Consider the following 18162-nt stretch of genomic DNA (forward strand, 5'->3'; position numbering starts at 1 on the left):
AGACCGTTTCCAGAAAAAGAACGCAGGCCGCAACCTGCACCGATCAGTTCCCGACCCAGAATAGATATTTTCAGAACAGCCCCTGAGCGATCCCAACACCGACGCACGCGGCATCGCCACTCCCGGTAGCCGCGACCAACCCGATGGTCTCGTCCATGTGTAGCTTCTGTGTGCTGCATCCGTTGATGCTTTACGCCATCGCCATTGCGGTGCTGCTGTCGGTGATGCTGGCCCTGGCATCCGTCACCGGCAACCGCCGGGTCGGGGCGGCCCGTGGCGCGTCGATGAACCTGCCGTTCGAATCCGGCATCCTGCCCGTGGGTTCGGCCCATCTGCGCCTGCCGGTGCAATATTACCTGATCGCCGTGTTTTTCGTGATCTTCGATGCCGAGGCGGTCTTCCTGTTCTCATGGGCCACGGTGGTGCGGCAGGCCGGGTGGCAGGGCTACGCCGCGGTGGTTCTATTCCTTGGCTTCCTGGCCGTCGCGCTGGCCTATCTGTGGCGCAGCGGTGGCCTGGAATGGGGCCCGACGCAACGACTGACCCGAAAGGTACTCTAGCATGCGCTGGTCCCTGACATCGGCCACGGACGCGCCGCCTCCCGTGCAACCGGAGAACCCGAGCGTAACCGAAACGATCCGGCGTAACCTGGTGATGGGCCGTTTGCAGGATTTCGTGTCCTGGGGCCAGAAGCATTCGATCTGGCCGTTCAATTTCGGCCTGTCCTGCTGCTATGTCGAAATGGCGACCGCCTTCACCAGCAAATACGATATCGCCCGCTTCGGGTCCGAAGTGCTGCGCGCCACCCCGCGCGAGGCCGACCTGATTGTCATCTCCGGCACCGTATTCGTGAAAATGGCGCCGATCATCAAATATCTCTACGATCAGATGCTGGAGCCGCGCTGGGTCATCTCGATGGGTTCCTGCGCCAATTCGGGCGGCATGTACGATATCTACAGCGTGGTCCAGGGCGTGGATTCCTTCCTGCCGGTCGATGTCTACGTGCCCGGCTGCCCACCCCGCCCCGATGCCCTGCTGGAAGGGCTGATGCTGTTGCAGAACGCCATCGGCACCCAGCGGCGCCCGTTAAGCTGGATGGTCGGCCCGCAAGGCATCGAGCGCGTCACCCCGCCCAGCATGCGCGACGCCAAACGCGACGCGCGCCGGGCGGCACGCGACCTCCGCTCCCCCGACGCGCTCTGAACGGAGGCGATGATGATCGTGGCCACCCCACCCCGGCCGGCCGATCTTCGCACGTCCGAAACCATGTTCGAACAATTGGCGCATGCCCCCGCGCCGGTGATCCTGGCCATCGAGCCCACGCGCGACGGCGTCCCGACGGTGTGGATCGTGCGGCAGGACGTGCATGCGGCACTCGCCCGCCTGAAACAGCCGGACACGGCGCTCCGCATGCTGCTCGATCTCACGGTGATCGACGAGCGCGAACGCAGGCATCGCGGTAGCCAGCCCCCATCCGCCTTCACCCTGGTCTATCACCTGCTCTCGTTCGCCAACGCGGGTGACGAACTGCGCGTGAAAGTCCCCCTGCCGGAAGACCGCCCGCACGCCCCCACCATCAGCGACCTGTGGCCGAACGCGAACTGGTACGAATGCGAAGCCTGGGATCTGTTCGGCATCGTCTTCGACGACCACCCGTTCCTGCGCCGCATCCTGACGCCCCCCACATGGACCGGCCACCCCCTGCGCAAGGACCATTACGCCCGCGCCACCGAAATGCCGCCCTACAGCCTGACCGAGGACGCGGAAAAGCGCGAGCAGGAAGCCCTGCGCTTCGACCCCGGCCAATGGGGCATGCGCCGGCATTCGGCGAACACCGATTTCATGTTTCTCAATCTCGGCCCCAATCACCCCAGCGTGCACGGTGTCTTCCGCATCGTGCTGCAACTGGAGGGCGAGCGGATCGTCGATGCCGTGCCCGATATCGGCTTCCACCATCGCGGCGCCGAGAAGATGGGCGAGCGCCAATCCTGGCACAGCTACATCCCCTATACCGATCGCGTCGACTATCTGGGCGGCGTGATGAACAATTTCCCCTATGTCATGGCGGTGGAAACACTGGCCGGCATCCAGGTTCCGCCCCGCGCGCAGATGATCCGCGTGATGTTGGCCGAACTGTTCCGTATCGCCAGCCACCTGGTCTTCTACGGCACCATGAGCCAGGACGTGGGCCAGCTTTCGCCCGTGTTCTACATGTTCACCGACCGCGAGCGGGTGTTCGAGATTATCGAATCCATCTGCGGTTTTCGCATGCATCCGGCCTTCTTCCGCATCGGCGGCGTGGCGATGGACCTGCCCGTGGGCTGGGACGGCCTGATCCGCACGTTCCTCGACTACCTGCCCAAACGCCTCGACGAGTACGAGAAAATGGTGATGCGCAATGGTATTTTCCGCGCACGCACCAAGGGGGTGGGCGCCTACACGCTGCGCGAGGCGATCGAATGGGGCGTCACCGGCCCTGGTCTGCGCGCCTGCGGCCTGGAATGGGATTACCGCCGCCAGGCCCCCTATGCCTGCTACGACCAGCTCGCATTCGATATCCCGACTGCCACGAACGGCGATTGCTACGACCGCGTGGTGGTGCATATCGCCGAAATCCGCCAGAGCCTGCGCATCGTCCGCCAGTGCGTCGACAACATGGCGGCCGGCCCGATCAAGGCGGACCACCCGCTCACCACGCCGCCGCCCAGGGCGCGGACGATGCACGACATCGAAACCCTGATCCATCATTTCCTGAACGTGAGCTGGGGCCCGGTCATTCCGCCCGGCGAGGCGCGCGGCTGCGTGGAAGCCACCAAGGGGCTCAACCAGTATCATCTGATCAGCGACGGCGGCACCATGTCCTACCGCACCCGCATCCGCACCCCGTCCTTCCCGCATTTGCAGATGATCCCGCTGATCAGCCGCGGCGCCATGATCGCCGACCTGATCGCCATCATCGGCAGCATCGATTTCGTGATGGCCGATGTCGACCGCTGACACGCCCCTCCCCGCCGAGTTGCGGGCGCGGATCGCCGATCTGGCGCGCACCGAACACCAGCCCCGCGCGGCCTCGGTTTCCGCCCTTACGATGGTGCAGGAGCGGTTCGGCTGGGTCAGCGACGCGCACCTGCTCGAAACCGCGTCCCTGCTGGGCATGTCGCCGGCCGATCTCGACGGCATCGCCACCTATTTCAACCTGATCTTCCGCCGCCCGGTGGGACGGCACGTCATCATGCTGTGCGACAGCGTCTCGTGCTGGATCATGGGCCGCGACACGGTCTGCGCGCGCCTGCAAGCCCGGCTGGGCATCCGGCCGGGCGAAACCACGCCGGACGGCGCGGTCACGCTGCTGCCCATCGTCTGTCTGGGCCATTGCGACCACGCGCCGGCCATGCTGGTGGACCGCACCCTGCATGGCGACCTGGACGCCGAAACGGCGGAACGGCTGGCCGACGGCCTGCGAGGGGCGGCATCATGAGCCCGTCCGAACGCCCTCTGACCGCCATGATCGGCCTGCCGGACGGACCGCCCGATTGCGCCGCCTATGGCCGCGCCGGCGGCTGGCAGGCGGTGCGCCGCGCCCTGCGCGACATGACACCCGAGGCGGTCATCGACCTCGTCACCGCATCGAAACTGCGCGGACGCGGGGGGGCGGGCTTCGGCACCGGCCAGAAATGGAGCTTCGTCCCTAGGGACCCGGCCGCCACCCGCCGCAAATACCTCATCGCCAACGCGGACGAGATGGAACCGGGCACCTTCAAAGACCGGCTGCTGCTGGAAGGCAATCCGCTGCAACTGATCGAAGGCATGATCGTCGCTGGTTACGCCATCCAGGCCGGCCATGGCGTGATCTTCCTGCGCGGCGAATACCATCTGGCGCTGGAGCGCCTGAACCACGCCATCGCGGAAGCCCGTGAGGTCGGGTGGCTGGGCGAGAATATCCTCGGCTCCGGCTTCGGGTTCGAAATCCATGTCCACGCCAGCGGCGGCCGCTATATCTGCGGCGAGGAAACCGCCCTGCTGACCGCGCTTGAAGGCCGCCGGGCGCAGCCGCGCAGCAAGCCCCCCTTTCCGCAGGTCGGCGGCCTGTGGGGCGCGCCCAGTGTCGTCAACAATGTCGAAACGCTGTGCAACCTGCCGCACATCGTCACCAACGGCGCGGCGTGGTTCCTCTCGCTCGGCCTCGGCCCGGACAGCGGCACCAAGATCTATGGCGTCAGCGGCCGCGTGCGCCGCCCAGGCGCGTGGGAACTGCCGATGGGCACCCCGCTTCGCGAGATCATCGAGCAGCATGCCGGCGGCATGCGCGACGGCTACCGGTTGCGCGCCTTCCTGCCCGGCGGCGCCTCCACCGCGTTTCTCGACGCCGGACAGATCGACGTGACGATGGATTATGGCACGGTGGAAAAGGCGGGCAGCCGGCTGGGTACCGGCCTTGCCATCCTGCTGGACGACCGCACCTGCCCCGTCGGCATGCTGCATAATCTGGAACATTTCTTCGCCCAGGAATCCTGCGGCTGGTGCACCCCCTGCCGCGATGGCCTGCCCTGGGTGGAACGCCTGCTTGGCGCCATCGAGTCCGGTACCGGCGAACCCGAGGATCTGGACCGCCTGCACGACCATGCCCGCATGCTCGGCCCGATGGGCCGCACCTTCTGCGCCCACGCCCCCGGCGCCATGGCCCCGCTGGCCAGCGGGCTGAAGCTGTTCCGCGAGGATTTCGACGCCCACATCCACCAGCGGCGCTGCCCGCTGCGTGAAACCGCCTAGAAGGAACGGGACGATGGCGACGATCCTCATCGACGGCCGCGCCTGCCCCGCCCGCACGGATGAAAATCTGCTGCAAGCCTGTCTCGAAGCCGGCGCCGATCTCCCTTACTTCTGCTGGCATCCCGAACTCGGTTCGGTCGGCGCCTGCCGCCAGTGCGCCGTCAAGCAGTTCAGCGGCCCGGACGACAAGACCGGTCGCATCGTCATGGCGTGCATGACGCCCGTCACCGACGGCACGATCCTGTCGATCGACGACGCCCAGGCACGGGAATTCCGCGCCGGCGTCGTCGAATGGCTGATGACCAACCACCCGCACGACTGCCCCGTCTGCCCCGAAGGCGGCGAATGCCATTTGCAGGACATGACGGTCATGACCGGGCATGACCGGCGCCGCTACCGCTTTACCAAGCGCACGCACCGCAACCAGGATCTGGGGCCGTTCATCAATCATGAAATGAACCGCTGCATCGGCTGCTATCGGTGCGTGCGCTTTTACCGCGATTATGCCGGCGGCGAGGATCTCGCAGCCTTCGGTGCCCACAACGACCTTTATTTCGGCCGCTATGAAGACGGCGCGCTGGAAAACGCCTTCAGCGGCAATCTGGTCGAAATCTGCCCCACCGGCGTCTTCACCGACAAACCCTTTTCCAGGATCTACAGCCGCAAATGGGACATGCGCGGCGCCCCCTCCGTCTGCGCGCACTGCGCCGTCGGCTGCAATACCATCGTCAATGCGCGGCAGGGCACGGTGCGCCGGGTGATCAACCGCTATCACGACGCGGTCAATCGCTATTTCCTGTGCGATCGCGGGCGCTACGGCCACGGCTTCACCTCCGCGCCCACCCGCCCGCGCGCCCCCATGATGCGGCAGGACGGCATCCCCGTTCCCGTCTCGATCGCGACCGCGCTGGAGCGGTTCGCCGCCATGGCCGCCGACGGCCCGATCGTGGGCATCGGCTCGACACGCGCATCGCTGGAATCCAATTTCGCCCTGCGTGCCCTTACAGGCGCCGCGCGGTTCTCGACCGGGCTGACGCAGCCCGACCACGACCTGGCGATGCTGGTCCCGGCGCTGCTGCGCGCGACACAGGCGCGCAACCCCAGCCTGCACGACATGGAATCCGCCGACGCCGTTCTGGTCCTGGGCGAGGATGTCTGCGTCACCGCCCCGCGCCTTGGCCTGGCGCTCCGCCAGACGCTGCGCCGGGCCGCCTACCCGGCCGCCGACACGGCCAGGGTGCCGCATTGGATGGATGCCGCCGTGCGCATGCTGGGGACCGACGCCCCCTCGCCGCTGCTGGTGCTCACCCCCGCCCCCACCGACCTGGACCCGGTCGCGGCCACGACCCACCGCGCGGCCCCCGACACCCTCGCCCGGCTGGGCTTCGCCATCGCCCACCGGATCGACGCCTCGGCGCCCGACGCGCCGGACCTGTCGGAAACGGAAATCCAACTGGCGGACAGGCTCGCCAGCGCCCTGAGGGCCGCCCGGCGCCCGCTGATCGTCGCCGGCCTGCAATACGCCAATGCCGCCCTGCTGCACGCCGCCGCGAACATCGCCACCGCCCTGCATGCCGCCGGCACCGACCCGGCGCTTTCGCTGGTGATGCCCGACTGCAACAGCATGGGCATGGCGCTCCTCGGCGGTCTGCCGCTCGACGACGTGCGCGCCATGGCCCGCGCCGGCCGCATCGGCACGCTGGTGGTGATGGAAAACGACCTGACCCGCCGGCTGGATGCCACGGCCCTGCACGACCTTCTCTCCGCCGTCCCCCATCTGGTCGTCATCGACCATATCGCCACGCCGCTGACGCATGTGGCCGAGCTGGCTCTCCCCGCCGCCAGCTTCGCCGAAAGCGGCGGCACGCTGGTCAGCACCGAGGGCCGCGCCCAACGCTTCCTGCCGGCAGTCCTCCCGGACATGCCGGTTCAGGAAAGCTGGCGCTGGGCCCAACATCTTACCCACACCATGACCGACAGCCCCCACTGGACGGACCTCGACCAGATCATTGCCGCCATGGCGCAAGACATCACGGCCCTGTCGAGGGTCGGCAGCGCCGCTCCGGGCGCCGACTATCGTCTCGACGGTCGCAGGGTCCGCAGCGAACCGGCAAGGATCAGCGGGCGCACCGCCGTACGGGCCAATATCAGCGTTCGGGACCGTCCCCTGCCGCAATCGCCCGACACACCGCTCTCCCCCTCGATGGAAGGCGCCTACACCCCCGACATGCCCGGAGCCCTGGTACCCTTCTATCAGGTTCCCGGCTGGAATTCCGTCCAGTCCCTCAACCGATTCCAGCAGGAAATCGGCGGCCCGATGCGGGGCGGCGACGCCGGCATCCGCCTGCTGGACGATGCCCCCCAGGCACTGCCCGACTGGCATTACGACATCCCCGCCCCTTTCAGCTTCGGCCCGGACGATTTCCTGCTGCTGCCCGAGCACCGACTGTTCGGCACAGAGGAACTCAGCGCCCTCTCTCCACCCATCGCCGCGCGCGCGGCACCGGCCGCCCTGCGCCTCGGCACCCTGCCGGCGGGGCTGGCGGACGGCACCCTGGCCAGCATCACGCTGGCCGGCGAACCCGTCACCCTGCCGGTTCGCCACGACCCGGCACTTCCTCCCGGCATCGCTCTGTGCCCTCCACATCTGGCAGCGCGCGCCTTCAATGCCCCCATCCGCGTGCGGCTTCGCCGGGTAGATGCGCCATGACCGCCCCGATGCCGGTCATCATCGGCGTAACCCTCGTGGTTCTGCTGGGTCTGGCAACATTCCTGACATGGTTCGAACGCCGGCTGCTGGGGCTGTGGCAGGACCGGTACGGCCCCAACCGCGTCGGGCCTGGGGGCATTCTCCAGGCCGTGGCCGACGGCATCAAGATCCTGTTCAAGCAGGACTGGATTCCGCCCTTTGCCGACCGTGGCGTCTTCGTGCTGGCGCCGGCGATCGGCATGATGACGGTGCTGCTGTCCTTCGGCGTCGTGCCCGTGACCGCGTTCTGGAGCATTGCCGGCGACCTGAATGTCGGCCTGCTGTTCGTGCTGGCGATGATGGGCATGGGCGTCTACGGCGTGGTGCTGGCCGGCTGGGCCTCCAACAGCAAATACGCGCTGCTTGGCGGCATGCGGGCGGCCGCGCAGATGATCAGCTACGAAGTGTTCATGGGTCTGTCGGTGCTGGGCGTCGTGATGCAGGCGGGCTCGTTCACCATGCGCGATATCGTGCTGGCACAGTCCGGCCTGTGGTTCGTCGTGCCGCAGGCATTGGGCTGCGCGGTGTTCACCCTGGCCGGCATCGCGGAGACGCACCGCCTGCCCTTCGACCTGCCGGAAGGCGAAAACGAACTCGGCGCCGGCTTTCACACCGAATATTCGGGCATGAAGTTCGGCATATTCTTCCTGGCCGAATATGCCGGGGTGGTCCTGATCTCGGCCTTGCTGGTCACGCTGTATCTGGGCGGCTGGCAGGGGCCGCTGCTGCCGCCGGCGCTGTGGTTCGCGCTCAAGACCGGCGCGCTGGTCTGCCTGTTCATCCTGCTGCGCGCGGCCCTGCCCCGCCCGCGCTACGACCAGTTGATGGCCCTGGGCTGGAAGATCCTGCTGCCGCTGTCCCTGATCAACATCGCCGCCACCGGCGCAATCCTGCTCCTGCACGCGCCGGGATAGAAAAAGCAAGAGGAAGGCATGCCATGTTCGGAATCCTGCGCACGCTCTGGCTGACCTTCCTGCATGCGGGCCACCGTCGCGTGACGGTGGGCTATCCCGAGCACAAGCCACCCCTGCCGCCGCGCTATCGCGGCCGCATCATCCTCTCGCGCGACCCTGACGGCATGGAACGCTGCGTGGCCTGCAATCTGTGCGCGGTGGCATGCCCCGTCGACTGCATCAGCCTGCAGAAAGCCGAGCAGGACGGCAGATGGTACCCCGATTATTTCCGCATCAATTTCTCCCGCTGCATCTTCTGCGGCATGTGCGAGGAAGCCTGCCCCACCTACGCCATTCAACTGACGCCCGATTTCGAGATGAGCGAATATCTGCGGCCGAACCTGGTCTATGAAAAGGAAGATCTGCTGATCAGCGGAACGGGAAAATACCCCGACTACAGCTTCTTCCGTGTCGCAGGCGTAAAAATTCCCGGCAAGGACAAGGGAGAAGCCGAGCGCGAAGCGGCCCCGATCGACCTCCATACGCTGCTGCCTTAGAGGGGAAGAGGCACCATGTCGGACCTGCCTTTCATCCTGTTCTCGCTGGTCGCCGCCGTGGCGGCCATCATGGTCGTCACGCGCGCCGTCGCGGTGCATGCGCTGCTCTATCTGGTCGTGGTCCTGCTGTCGCTCGCCGGCGTGTTCTTTGCCCTGGGCGCGCCGTTCGCCGCGATGCTCGAAGTCATCATCTATGCCGGTGCCGTGATGGTGCTGTTCGTCTTCGTGGTCATGATGCTCAATCTGGGCCGGAGCGACCGCGACCGCGAACGGCACTGGATGGCACCGGCGGTCTGGATCGGGCCGGCTCTCCTGTCGGGTCTCCTGCTCATCGCACTCTGCACCACGCTGCGCACCATCCCCCCCACGGCGGCTTCCGACACCATGGCTCCGATCGGGCCGCAATCGGTCGGCCTGCTGCTGTACGGCCCCTACGTGCTGAGCGTGGAACTGGCCTCCTTCCTGCTTCTCGCCGGCCTGGTCAGCGCCTTTCATATCGGCCGCAACATCCGCGGCACCGGCACGGGAGAGCCGTGACATGAGCGCCGCCTCCCCCACCCATGCGCTGCTGCTGGCCACCCTGTTATTCGCGGTCGGGATGCTGGGCGTGCTGGCCCGGCGCAACCTGCTGCTGATGCTGATGTCCATCGAGATCATGCTGAACGCGGCGGCCCTGGCCTTTATCGCCGCCGGCGCCCGCTGGCACGCCGCACAGGGGCAGGTGATGTTCCTGATGATCCTGTCCCTCGCCGCCGCCGAAGCCGCCGTCGGGCTGGCCATCATCCTGCGTCTGCATTCCGCCGGCCGCCCGACGCTGGACGCCGATACCGGCAACCGACTGAAGGGATAAGGTCATGGACGCGCTGCTTCTGCCGCTGATCGTCGCCTGCCCCCTCCTTGCGGCCGGGGTCCTGTTCCTGTCGGCGGGCCGCATGCCCCCGCTCCCTTCCTGCGTGATCGGCGCCGGATCGGTCGGGCTCTCGGCCCTGATGGCGGTCGTGCTCGCCATCGGCTTTCTCCAGACGCCCCCGCCTACCGGCGCGCTGCACGCCACGCTGTGGTCATGGATGCAGGTCGAGGGCTTCAGCGCCCGGATCGCCTTCATGCTCGACCCGCTGTCACTCGTCATGATGCTGGTCGTCACCGGCGTCGGTTTCCTGATCCTTCTTTACGCCTGCGGCTACATGCACGATGACCCCGACATCGCGCGCTTCTTCGGCTGCATGACCCTGTTCGTCGCGGCCATGCTGGTCCTCGTCTTTTCGTCGGACCTGCTGAGCCTCTATATCGGCTGGGAAGGCGTGGGCATCTGCTCCTACCTGCTGATCGGCTTCTGGCATACCGACACCGCCAACGTCACCGCCGCGCGCAAGGCGTTCATCGTCACCCGCATCGGCGATGCCGCCATGCTTTGCGGCCTGCTGCTGCTGGCCACGCGGGCCGGCACGCTGGATGTCGCGTCAGTTCTCCAGACCGTGACCACCCGCCCTGCCGACCTGCAAGCCGCAATAGCCGCCTTCCTGCTGCTGGGCGGCGCCGTCGCCAAATCCGCGCAGGTGCCGCTTCAGACCTGGCTGCCCGATGCCATGGCCGGCCCGACTCCCGTCTCCGCCCTGATCCATGCCGCAACCATGGTGACCGCCGGGGTCTATCTGATCGCGCGGCTTCATCCGCTGTTCGCGTCGATCCCGGTCGCGATGACGGCCGTCGCCCTGATCGGGCTGATCACACTTCTGCTGGCCGCCGGCAGCGCCCTGGTGCAGACCGACATCAAACGCATCCTCGCCTATTCGACCATGAGCCAGATCGGCTACATGTTCCTCGCCCTCGGCACCGGCGCGTGGCAGGCGGCAATCTTTCATCTGGTCACCCACGCCTTCTTCAAGGCCCTGCTGTTCATGGCGGCCGGCGCGATCATCCTGCGCGTTCATCACCGGCAGGATATCTATCAGATGGGCGGCCTGGCCCACGCGATGCCGGGCGTGTTCGCCGCCTTCCTGGCCGGCAGCGCGGCACTGGCCGGCCTGCCGCTGCTGACCGCCGGTTTCTACAGCAAGGAAATGATCCTCCAGGGCGCCTGGCATGCCGATCCCATGCTCTGGGCCGGTGCCCTGCTCGGTGCCTTCGCGACGGCGATCTATATCTTCCGCTGCGTCTTCATCGTGTTTTTCGGACCCCGCCACACTGAGCCCCACGGTCGCACGGGCGCCATCATGGCCATTCCTCTCGTCTGCCTCGCCGTTCTCGCACTGACTGGCGGATGGATGGAAATGCCCGATGCCATCGCCCCGGTGCATCTGCTGTCCAACCTGCTGTCCCCCCTGTTCGGCGCGCCGATGCCGGAAGGCCCGCACTGGCTGCTGTGGGCAGGATCGCTGGTCCCCCTCGCCGGCATCGGCGTGGCATGGATGCTGTGGCAACCCCGCACCGGAACGCGGACACCGCCGGAGAACGCCCTCGCCCGCCTGGCCCGCGCCGGCTGGGACTTCGATACGCTTTACGACGTGCTGATCGTCCGGCCCTTCACCACGCTGGGCCAGTTGAACCAGACCGACATCTGCGATCGCCTCTCCGATGCCACGGCGGCAACGGCGCGCGCCGGCGGCCGGGTGTTCGGCCGCATGCAAAGCGGGCAGGTCCGCCGCTATGCCGGCTGGATCGCGGCCGGCACGGTCGTCGCCCTGTGTCTGGGAGTCCGGCCATGATCGCTCTTCCCGCGCTCGTCCTGCTGCCGGCAACGGGCGGCGCCATCGCGTGGCTGTCCGACCGCGGCCCCGAGGCACGCCACCGCCCATGGTGGGTCGCGATCACGACCATCGTTCTGCAAACGCTTCTGCTGTTTTACGTCACCTGCGCCGCCGACTGGGGCCATGGTCCGTGGCTTGCCCATTTTTCCGCCCCCTGGGTTCCGGCCCTGGGCATCGCCGCGCGCATGGACATGGACGGGCTCAGCCTCGTGATGCTGTGGCTGACGACCATCCTCTCCTTTCCCTGCGTGATCCTGTCCGCGCGCGATGTCGGCGAGCGGCCGGGCCTGTTTCACCTGCTCCTGCTCGCGACGATCGCCGGCATCGACGGTGTCTTCCTGGCCACGGACCTGTTTCTGTTCTTCTTCTTCTGGGAACTGATGCTGGTGCCGATGTATGTGCTGATCCTGCAATGGGGGCATGAGGACCGGCGCCGCGCCGCCATCAAGTTCTTCCTGTTCACCCAGGGCGGCGGCCTGCTGATGCTGGTGGCGATCCTCGGCCTCGTCATCCTGCACCAGCATGCCACGGGCATCGTGACCTTCGATTATTTCGCGCTGGCCGACACGCCGCTGATGCCGACCGCCGCCATGGTGCTGATGCTCGGCTTCTTCGCCGCCTTCGCGGTCAAGCTGCCGGTGGTGCCGCTGCATGTGTGGCTACCCGACACCCATACGCAGGCGCCCACCGCCGGCAGCGTGCTGCTGGCGGGCATCCTGCTGAAAACCGGTGGCTACGGGCTGATCCGCTTCGTCGTGCTGCTGTTTCCCGACGCGGCCAGCCGGTTCACACCGGTCGCCCTGGCAATGGGCGCCGCCGGCATCCTGTACGGCGCGTGGCTGTCACTGGCGCAGGACGACATCAAACGCCTGATCGCCTACAGCAGCGTCAGCCATCTGGGCTTCGTCCTGCTGGGCGTCTTTTCCGGCTCCCCCATGGGCATGCGCGGCGCGGTGGTGCAGATGGTCGCCCACGGACTGAGCACCGGCGCCCTGTTCATCATCGCCGGATCGCTGCAAGACCGCCTGCACACGCGCGACATGCGGCGCATGGGTGGCCTGTGGCAGGCCCTGCCGCACCTCTCCTCCGTCGGCCTGTTCTTCGCCATCGCCTCGCTCGGCCTGCCGGGCATGGGCAATTTCGTCGGCGAGTTCCTCGTGCTGCTCGCCACCTGGCGCATCAGTCCGCCGATCGCGGCCCTCGGTGCCGCCGGTCTGGTGCTCTCGGCGGTCTATTCGCTCACCATGGTCGGCCGCGCCTTCTTCGGGCCGCCCCATGCCGGAGAAGGCGCCGACCATGCGCCACCGGCGGATTTCGGCGCCCGGCATATGGCGGTGCTGGGCCTCACCATGGCCCTTCTGCTGGTGCTGGGCACCTACCCCCAGCCGGTCCTGAACCTGTCGCTGCCGGCAACACCCCTTGCCATGCCGGAGATGGAGGCCCCCCAGCCATGACCGCCCCGCTTTCGGGCCTGCCGCCATCGCTGCCGATCCTGGGTGGCGGCATCGCACTGCTCATGCTGTCCATCGCCTGGCGCCGCTCGGAAGCGCGCGCCATCGTCATTGCGCTGGCAACGCTGCTTCTGGCCTTCGCCAGCCTGTGGTCGCCTGTCCTGGCCTGGCCCGGCGACCCGGTCGGCATCTTGTTCGTGCCCGACGGATGGTTCGCCTATATCGCCGGTCTGATCCTGCTGTCCTCGGCCGCATGCGTCATCATGGCGTGGCGCGAGGCCGGTACCCCGGCCGATGAGTTCTATCTGCTGCTGCTGCTCGGCACGCTCGGTGCGCTGGTCATGGCCGGCAGCGCGGACATGGTGATCTTCTTCCTGGGGCTGGAGACGCTGAGCCTGTCGCTGCTCGGCCTGATCGCCTACCATCGCAACCAGCCCACGGCCGACGAGGCGGCGATCAAATACCTGATCCTGGCCGGACTGTCCTCCGCGATCCTGCTGTTCGGCCTCGCCCTGTCCTATGCCGAAAGCGGGAGCCTGCGCTTTGTCGCGCCGTCCCTGGCCGGCCCGGACGGACCGGCGCTGCCCCTGGCGGCAACGGCGCTGGTGCTGACCGGCCTGTTCTTCAAACTGTCGGCCGTTCCCTTCCACACCTGGCTCCCCGACGTCATGGAGGGCGCGCCGGTACCGGTCGCGTCCTTCATCGCCGTTACCTCCAAGATCGCCCTGTTCGCGGCCCTCGCACGTTATTTCGCGGGCGCCGATCTGCTCCGCCCCGACGCCGCGGGCATGGAACTGGCCATCGTCGCCGTGCTGAGCATGTTCGGCGGCAACCTGCTGGCGCTGGGACAGACCAACCTCAAGCGCCTGCTGGCGGGCTCGTCCATCGCCCATGTCGGCTACCTGCTGCTCGCCCTCCTGTCGCCGGGGCCGTTTGGCCTGGCCAGCGCCGCCTTCTATCTGGCGGCCTATGCCGCCGCGACATCCGGCGCCTTTGCCGCCATGCGCGGCGCATCCGGCCTGTCCGACATTGCCGGGTGGCGCGGCATGTTCCGCCGCCGACCAGCCCTGGCGCTGGCCATGGCCGTCATGCTGATCTCGCTGGCGGGCATTCCCCCGGCCATCGGCTTCTTCGCCAAGACCTACATCGTGATCGCAGGTGTTTCAGCCCGGCGGGTCGTGCTGCTGGTCGCATTGGTCGCAAGCAGCATCATCGGGCTCTATTATTATCTCAACGTCGTGCGCGCGATGATGGAGCCCGTGCCGGAGGATCATCGCGCGGTGCGCGGCACGCAGGCGAATACCGTCCTGATCACCGCCCTGGCCATCGTTACGCTTCTGGCCGGCCTCTTTCCCGAAATGCTCGTCCGGCAGACCCGCGCCCTTCTGCAACCCGTGCCTGTCCTGAGCGCCGCCAGCCTGCCGCCCACCGCGCCTCACGACATCCTGTACAAGGAATAAGCCGATACGCCACATCGGCCCTGTCTTTCGCGGGGCCGATACCCATCTGATCGATACGGACAGGTCCGCGACGCACACGACACAGCAACAACCCGCGAAAGGGAGAAGACGTCATGACCGCCACCGTTCTCCAGGTTCTGGAAAGCAAGGACCGTCACCTCTTCACCGTCCATGAAAACACGCCGATCCGCGAAATCGCCCGTCTCATGACACAGAACCGTATCGGCGCAACGCCCGTGCTCGACGAATACGCGCATCTCGCCGGCCTGGTCTCGGAACGCGATCTTGTCGCGGCACTGGCCGGACACGGCATGGACGTGGCCCACCTGACGGCCCGCGAGATCATGGCCCGCAACGTGCCAACGACAACACTCGACGAAGAGATCCTGAAAGTCGGCCGCAAGATGACCGATTACCGGTCCCGCCACCTGCCCATCATCGACAACGACGCCGTGATCGGCATCGTGAGTATCGGCGATATCGTGAAATTTCGCGTGGACGAAGCCGAACGTCTGGTATCGGCAATGCAGGATTATGTCTGGCGCAGCGACCATGCCTCGGTCGGTCGCTGATCATCGCGTCCCGCGTCGGGGGGAGCACGAAGCAGGCAGCGCAACGCTATAAAACCGATTATCATTGCATAAACATAATATTTTGGCAAGACCAGCCGCGCGCACCTTCTGCGGGATGCTCCCCGTCCTTTTCTTTCATTTTATTTCAGAATTACAATAAGAAATATTCCATGTGATAAATATGCAACAATGTTCAGACTCAGAACAGATTCGTTTCGGACTGCATATTTTTGCATTGAAATGAAATCGTGATCCGCTTCACGTTATCTCGACGTCGCAACAAATGGCGCGGGAGCACAGTCATTCCATGACCCTACGGCGAAGCCTGATCACAGCCACCATTCTCGCCATACAGTTCGATATCGCCAGCGCGATCGCCCAGACCGCGACGACATCCGAGACGCCTGCATCCGGCCAGCGTTCCGCCGCAAAGAGCCGGAAAATATCGGGAACGACCGCCAATCCCGCCGGAACGCACACCGCAGCGACACCGGCAGTCGCCGCGTCCTATCAGGCGCCGCCCGATGCCGGCGAGGCCGTGATCGTGACCGGCACCCATGACAGCAACCGCCATGCCCGCCAGAGCAGTTCGCCGATTTCGGTCATCACGGCGGCTACCCTGACCCGTTCAGGGCAATTGAACCTGGCGGATGCGCTGACGCGCACCTACGCCTCCATCAACATACAGGCCAAAGGCAGCGACACCGCCGCCCTCACGTCGTCAATCCGCATGCGCGGCCTCAATCCCAATCAGGTGCTCGTTCTGGTCGACGGCAAGCGCCGCCACGTCACGGGTAACATCATCCAGAACTCCGGCCCCAGCTTCGGCGCCACCGGCGTCGACCTGAACATGTTGCCCGCCAACATGATCGACCATATCGAAGTTCTGGAAGACGGCGCCGCCGCCATGTACGGTTCCGATGCGATTGCCGGCGTCGTCAACATCATTACGAAAAAAACAAGCCATGGACTGAATGTCTCGGCACAAACCGGCGCAAATGCCTATAACGGCGATGGCTGGCAATATCAGGTCAATGCCGATGGCGGTTTCAAGCTCGGCAATGACGGCTACATGCACCTGAGCGGACAGGTCTATCACACCGATCATTTCGTCACGAAAGGTGCCAAGGACCATCGTCTTCTCGGCTACTGGCCGGCAGGGGCCAACACCAGCGGCTATTATACCGGCATTGTGGCGAACCCGCTCCCCGTTCCCGTCACCTCGAACAAGATCATGAGCACGCCGGAAGAAACGCGCGAAAACCTCGGCATCGATTTCGGAAAACCCATTGGTGAAAAAGTCGATTTCTACGGACAGATCACCTATGGCCACCGGCATGCGGAAGCGATCCAGAATTACCGCGTCCCCAATATCGCGCCTACGATCTATCCTTCCGGTTTCTCCCCGCTGGAAACGATCGAAGAAAACGACTATGCCGCGATGCTCGGCATGAAGGGTCGTGATTTCTTCGGTTTCGACTGGGATATCAGCACCCAGTATGGCGCGGACGAAGATAATATCGGCAACAAGAACACGGCCAATCCGGGGCTGCTGAGCAGCCGGTGCAACAACGGCAACGTCGCCAATATCTCGACCGTCGGCTGCGGCATCACGCCGACCACGGTACACACGCAGAGCTACCGCAACGCCCAGTGGACCAACAATCTGGATTTCCGGCGGCATATCGACATCTTCCATACGGTCCCGATGACGCTGGCCCTCGGTGGCGAACATCGTCTGGAAACGTACGAGATCGTGGCCGGTGAACCCTCGTCCTACCAGGTCGGCGGAACCCAGGGTTATGTCGGCATCGCACCGCAAAGTGCCGGAAACTGGAGCCGCGATATCTGGGCGGCCTATATCGACGGCGACTTCCACATGCTGAAGAACTGGGATCTCGATTTCGCCGGCCGTTTCGAACATTATACCGATGTCGGCAATACCCAGAACGGCAAGATCTCCACCCGCTACGACATCACGAAACGGGTCGCCGTCCGCGGCACCATCAGCACGGGCTTCCGTGCTCCGACCATGGCGGAACAGCATTTCAGCACCATGAGCGTCAACCCGACGGGCGCCGCCGGCCTTCTCCCCGTCAGTTCCGCCGCCGCCGCGCTGCTCGGCGCCCGGCCGCTGAGACCCGAATATTCGGTCAATGCCAGCGGCGGCCTGGTCGTCGAACCCGTCGATGGTTTCCATGTCGAGGCCGATGTCTATCAGATCAATCTCCGCAACCGCATCGGCCAGGGCGGCGTGACCAAGGGGCTGACCGCGATCAACGCCATTCAGGCCATGGGCTATGCCCTGCCGGTCAACGATATCGATCCGCAGAACGTCTCGGCCTACTATTTCGCCAATATCGGCAGCACCCGCACGCAGGGCCTCGACATCAAGGCCGATTACACGTTCCACCTGCACCAATACGGTAACCTGATGCTCACGATGGCGCTGGACCTCAACCGCACGCGCCTGCATCACGCCGCCACGTCAGGGACAGGCGCCTCCCTGCTTAACGCGCAGACGATCGGCTATCTCACCACGGCCTACCCGCGCAGCAAGATCATCCTGAACGCCTATTATACGATCGCAAACTGGGACTTCAACATTCGCCAGACCCGTTATGGCGAAACGACCGACATGATGACCTATCAGGACTGGACGAACGGCTCGCTCACCTGCGCGAGCGGCGGCGCCCTGCGCTACTCCAACTCCTGCTTCGGCCAGTTCAAGAACACCCCCCGCTGGCTGACCGATCTCGAGATCGGCTATCGGGTCGACCGGCGCTGGCATCTGGCGGTCGGCGCCAACAACGTCTTCAATGTTCGTCCGCGCAGACTGCCGGACATCCTCAACAGCGGTGGGTACACGGTCTATGATGCAAGTTCCTCGCAGGTGCCTATCTCGGGTGGCTATTATTATGGGCGCGTGAATGCCACATTCTGACATCCGCTCTTCATCTGGA

The 18162-nt window shown here is 65.7% G+C and carries 15 protein-coding genes; all 15 read left to right on the forward strand.

Features of this window, described 5'->3' with window-relative positions; translation table 11 throughout:
• Window positions 1–155: 155 nt before the first annotated feature.
• The 15 genes from HLH25_RS04000 (at window position 156) to HLH25_RS04070 (ending at window position 18143) form a co-directional block, all read left to right on the forward strand.
• Window positions 156–560: an NADH-quinone oxidoreductase subunit A gene (locus HLH25_RS04000; RefSeq protein WP_182972838.1), complete on the forward strand. Its 405-nt coding sequence runs from the start codon at window positions 156–158 to the stop codon at window positions 558–560.
• Window position 561: 1 nt separating this feature from the next.
• Window positions 562–1203, forward strand: coding sequence for an NADH-quinone oxidoreductase subunit B (locus HLH25_RS04005; protein ID WP_182972839.1), 642 nt, complete (start codon window positions 562–564; stop codon window positions 1201–1203).
• Between the two features lie 63 nt (window positions 1204–1266).
• Window positions 1267–2997, forward strand: a complete 1731-nt coding sequence (gene nuoC / locus HLH25_RS04010) for an NADH-quinone oxidoreductase subunit C/D (protein WP_310889063.1) — start codon at window positions 1267–1269, stop codon at window positions 2995–2997.
• The gene (nuoE, locus tag HLH25_RS04015; RefSeq protein WP_182972841.1) at window positions 2984–3478 is read left to right on the forward strand and encodes an NADH-quinone oxidoreductase subunit NuoE; all 495 of its coding nucleotides are present in this window, start codon (window positions 2984–2986) and stop codon (window positions 3476–3478) included. The genes nuoC and nuoE overlap by 14 nt, the downstream gene beginning before the upstream one ends.
• A complete protein-coding gene (gene nuoF / locus HLH25_RS04020; protein WP_182972882.1) occupies window positions 3472–4770 on the forward strand; it encodes an NADH-quinone oxidoreductase subunit NuoF in 1299 nt (432 codons plus the stop codon). The genes nuoE and nuoF overlap by 7 nt, the downstream gene beginning before the upstream one ends.
• A 13-nt stretch (window positions 4771–4783) precedes the next feature.
• A complete protein-coding gene (nuoG, locus tag HLH25_RS04025; protein WP_182972842.1) occupies window positions 4784–7480 on the forward strand; it encodes an NADH-quinone oxidoreductase subunit NuoG in 2697 nt (898 codons plus the stop codon).
• On the forward strand, window positions 7477–8433 hold the full coding sequence (nuoH, locus tag HLH25_RS04030; RefSeq protein WP_182972843.1) for an NADH-quinone oxidoreductase subunit NuoH: 957 nt from the start codon (window positions 7477–7479) through the stop codon (window positions 8431–8433). Before nuoG ends, nuoH begins: the two co-directional genes overlap by 4 nt.
• A gap of 23 nt (window positions 8434–8456) precedes the next feature.
• Complete coding sequence (gene nuoI, locus HLH25_RS04035) at window positions 8457–8969, forward strand: NADH-quinone oxidoreductase subunit NuoI (protein ID WP_182972844.1); 513 nt, start codon at window positions 8457–8459, stop codon at window positions 8967–8969.
• A 15-nt stretch (window positions 8970–8984) separates the two neighbouring features.
• Entirely contained in the window at window positions 8985–9506 is a 522-nt protein-coding gene (nuoJ, locus tag HLH25_RS04040) for an NADH-quinone oxidoreductase subunit J (RefSeq protein WP_182972845.1), read from the forward strand.
• Window position 9507: 1 nt separating this feature from the next.
• Window positions 9508–9819, forward strand: coding sequence for an NADH-quinone oxidoreductase subunit NuoK (nuoK, locus tag HLH25_RS04045; RefSeq protein ID WP_114728002.1), 312 nt, complete (start codon window positions 9508–9510; stop codon window positions 9817–9819).
• Window positions 9820–9823: 4 nt separating this feature from the next.
• A complete protein-coding gene (nuoL, locus tag HLH25_RS04050; RefSeq protein WP_182972846.1) occupies window positions 9824–11674 on the forward strand; it encodes an NADH-quinone oxidoreductase subunit L in 1851 nt (616 codons plus the stop codon).
• A complete protein-coding gene (locus tag HLH25_RS04055) occupies window positions 11671–13170 on the forward strand; it encodes a complex I subunit 4 family protein (protein WP_182972847.1) in 1500 nt (499 codons plus the stop codon). The genes nuoL and HLH25_RS04055 overlap by 4 nt, the downstream gene beginning before the upstream one ends.
• Window positions 13167–14627 (forward strand): NADH-quinone oxidoreductase subunit N, encoded by a 1461-nt coding sequence (locus HLH25_RS04060; RefSeq protein ID WP_182972848.1) that lies wholly within the window; start codon window positions 13167–13169, stop codon window positions 14625–14627. Before HLH25_RS04055 ends, HLH25_RS04060 begins: the two co-directional genes overlap by 4 nt.
• A gap of 113 nt (window positions 14628–14740) precedes the next feature.
• The gene (locus HLH25_RS04065; RefSeq protein WP_182972849.1) at window positions 14741–15199 is read left to right on the forward strand and encodes a CBS domain-containing protein; all 459 of its coding nucleotides are present in this window, start codon (window positions 14741–14743) and stop codon (window positions 15197–15199) included.
• Between the two features lie 307 nt (window positions 15200–15506).
• Window positions 15507–18143 (forward strand): TonB-dependent receptor plug domain-containing protein, encoded by a 2637-nt coding sequence (locus HLH25_RS04070; RefSeq protein ID WP_182972850.1) that lies wholly within the window; start codon window positions 15507–15509, stop codon window positions 18141–18143.
• Window positions 18144–18162 lie beyond the last annotated feature (19 nt).

The organism is Gluconacetobacter dulcium (assembly GCF_014174165.1).
GTDB lineage: Bacteria > Pseudomonadota > Alphaproteobacteria > Acetobacterales > Acetobacteraceae > Gluconacetobacter > Gluconacetobacter dulcium.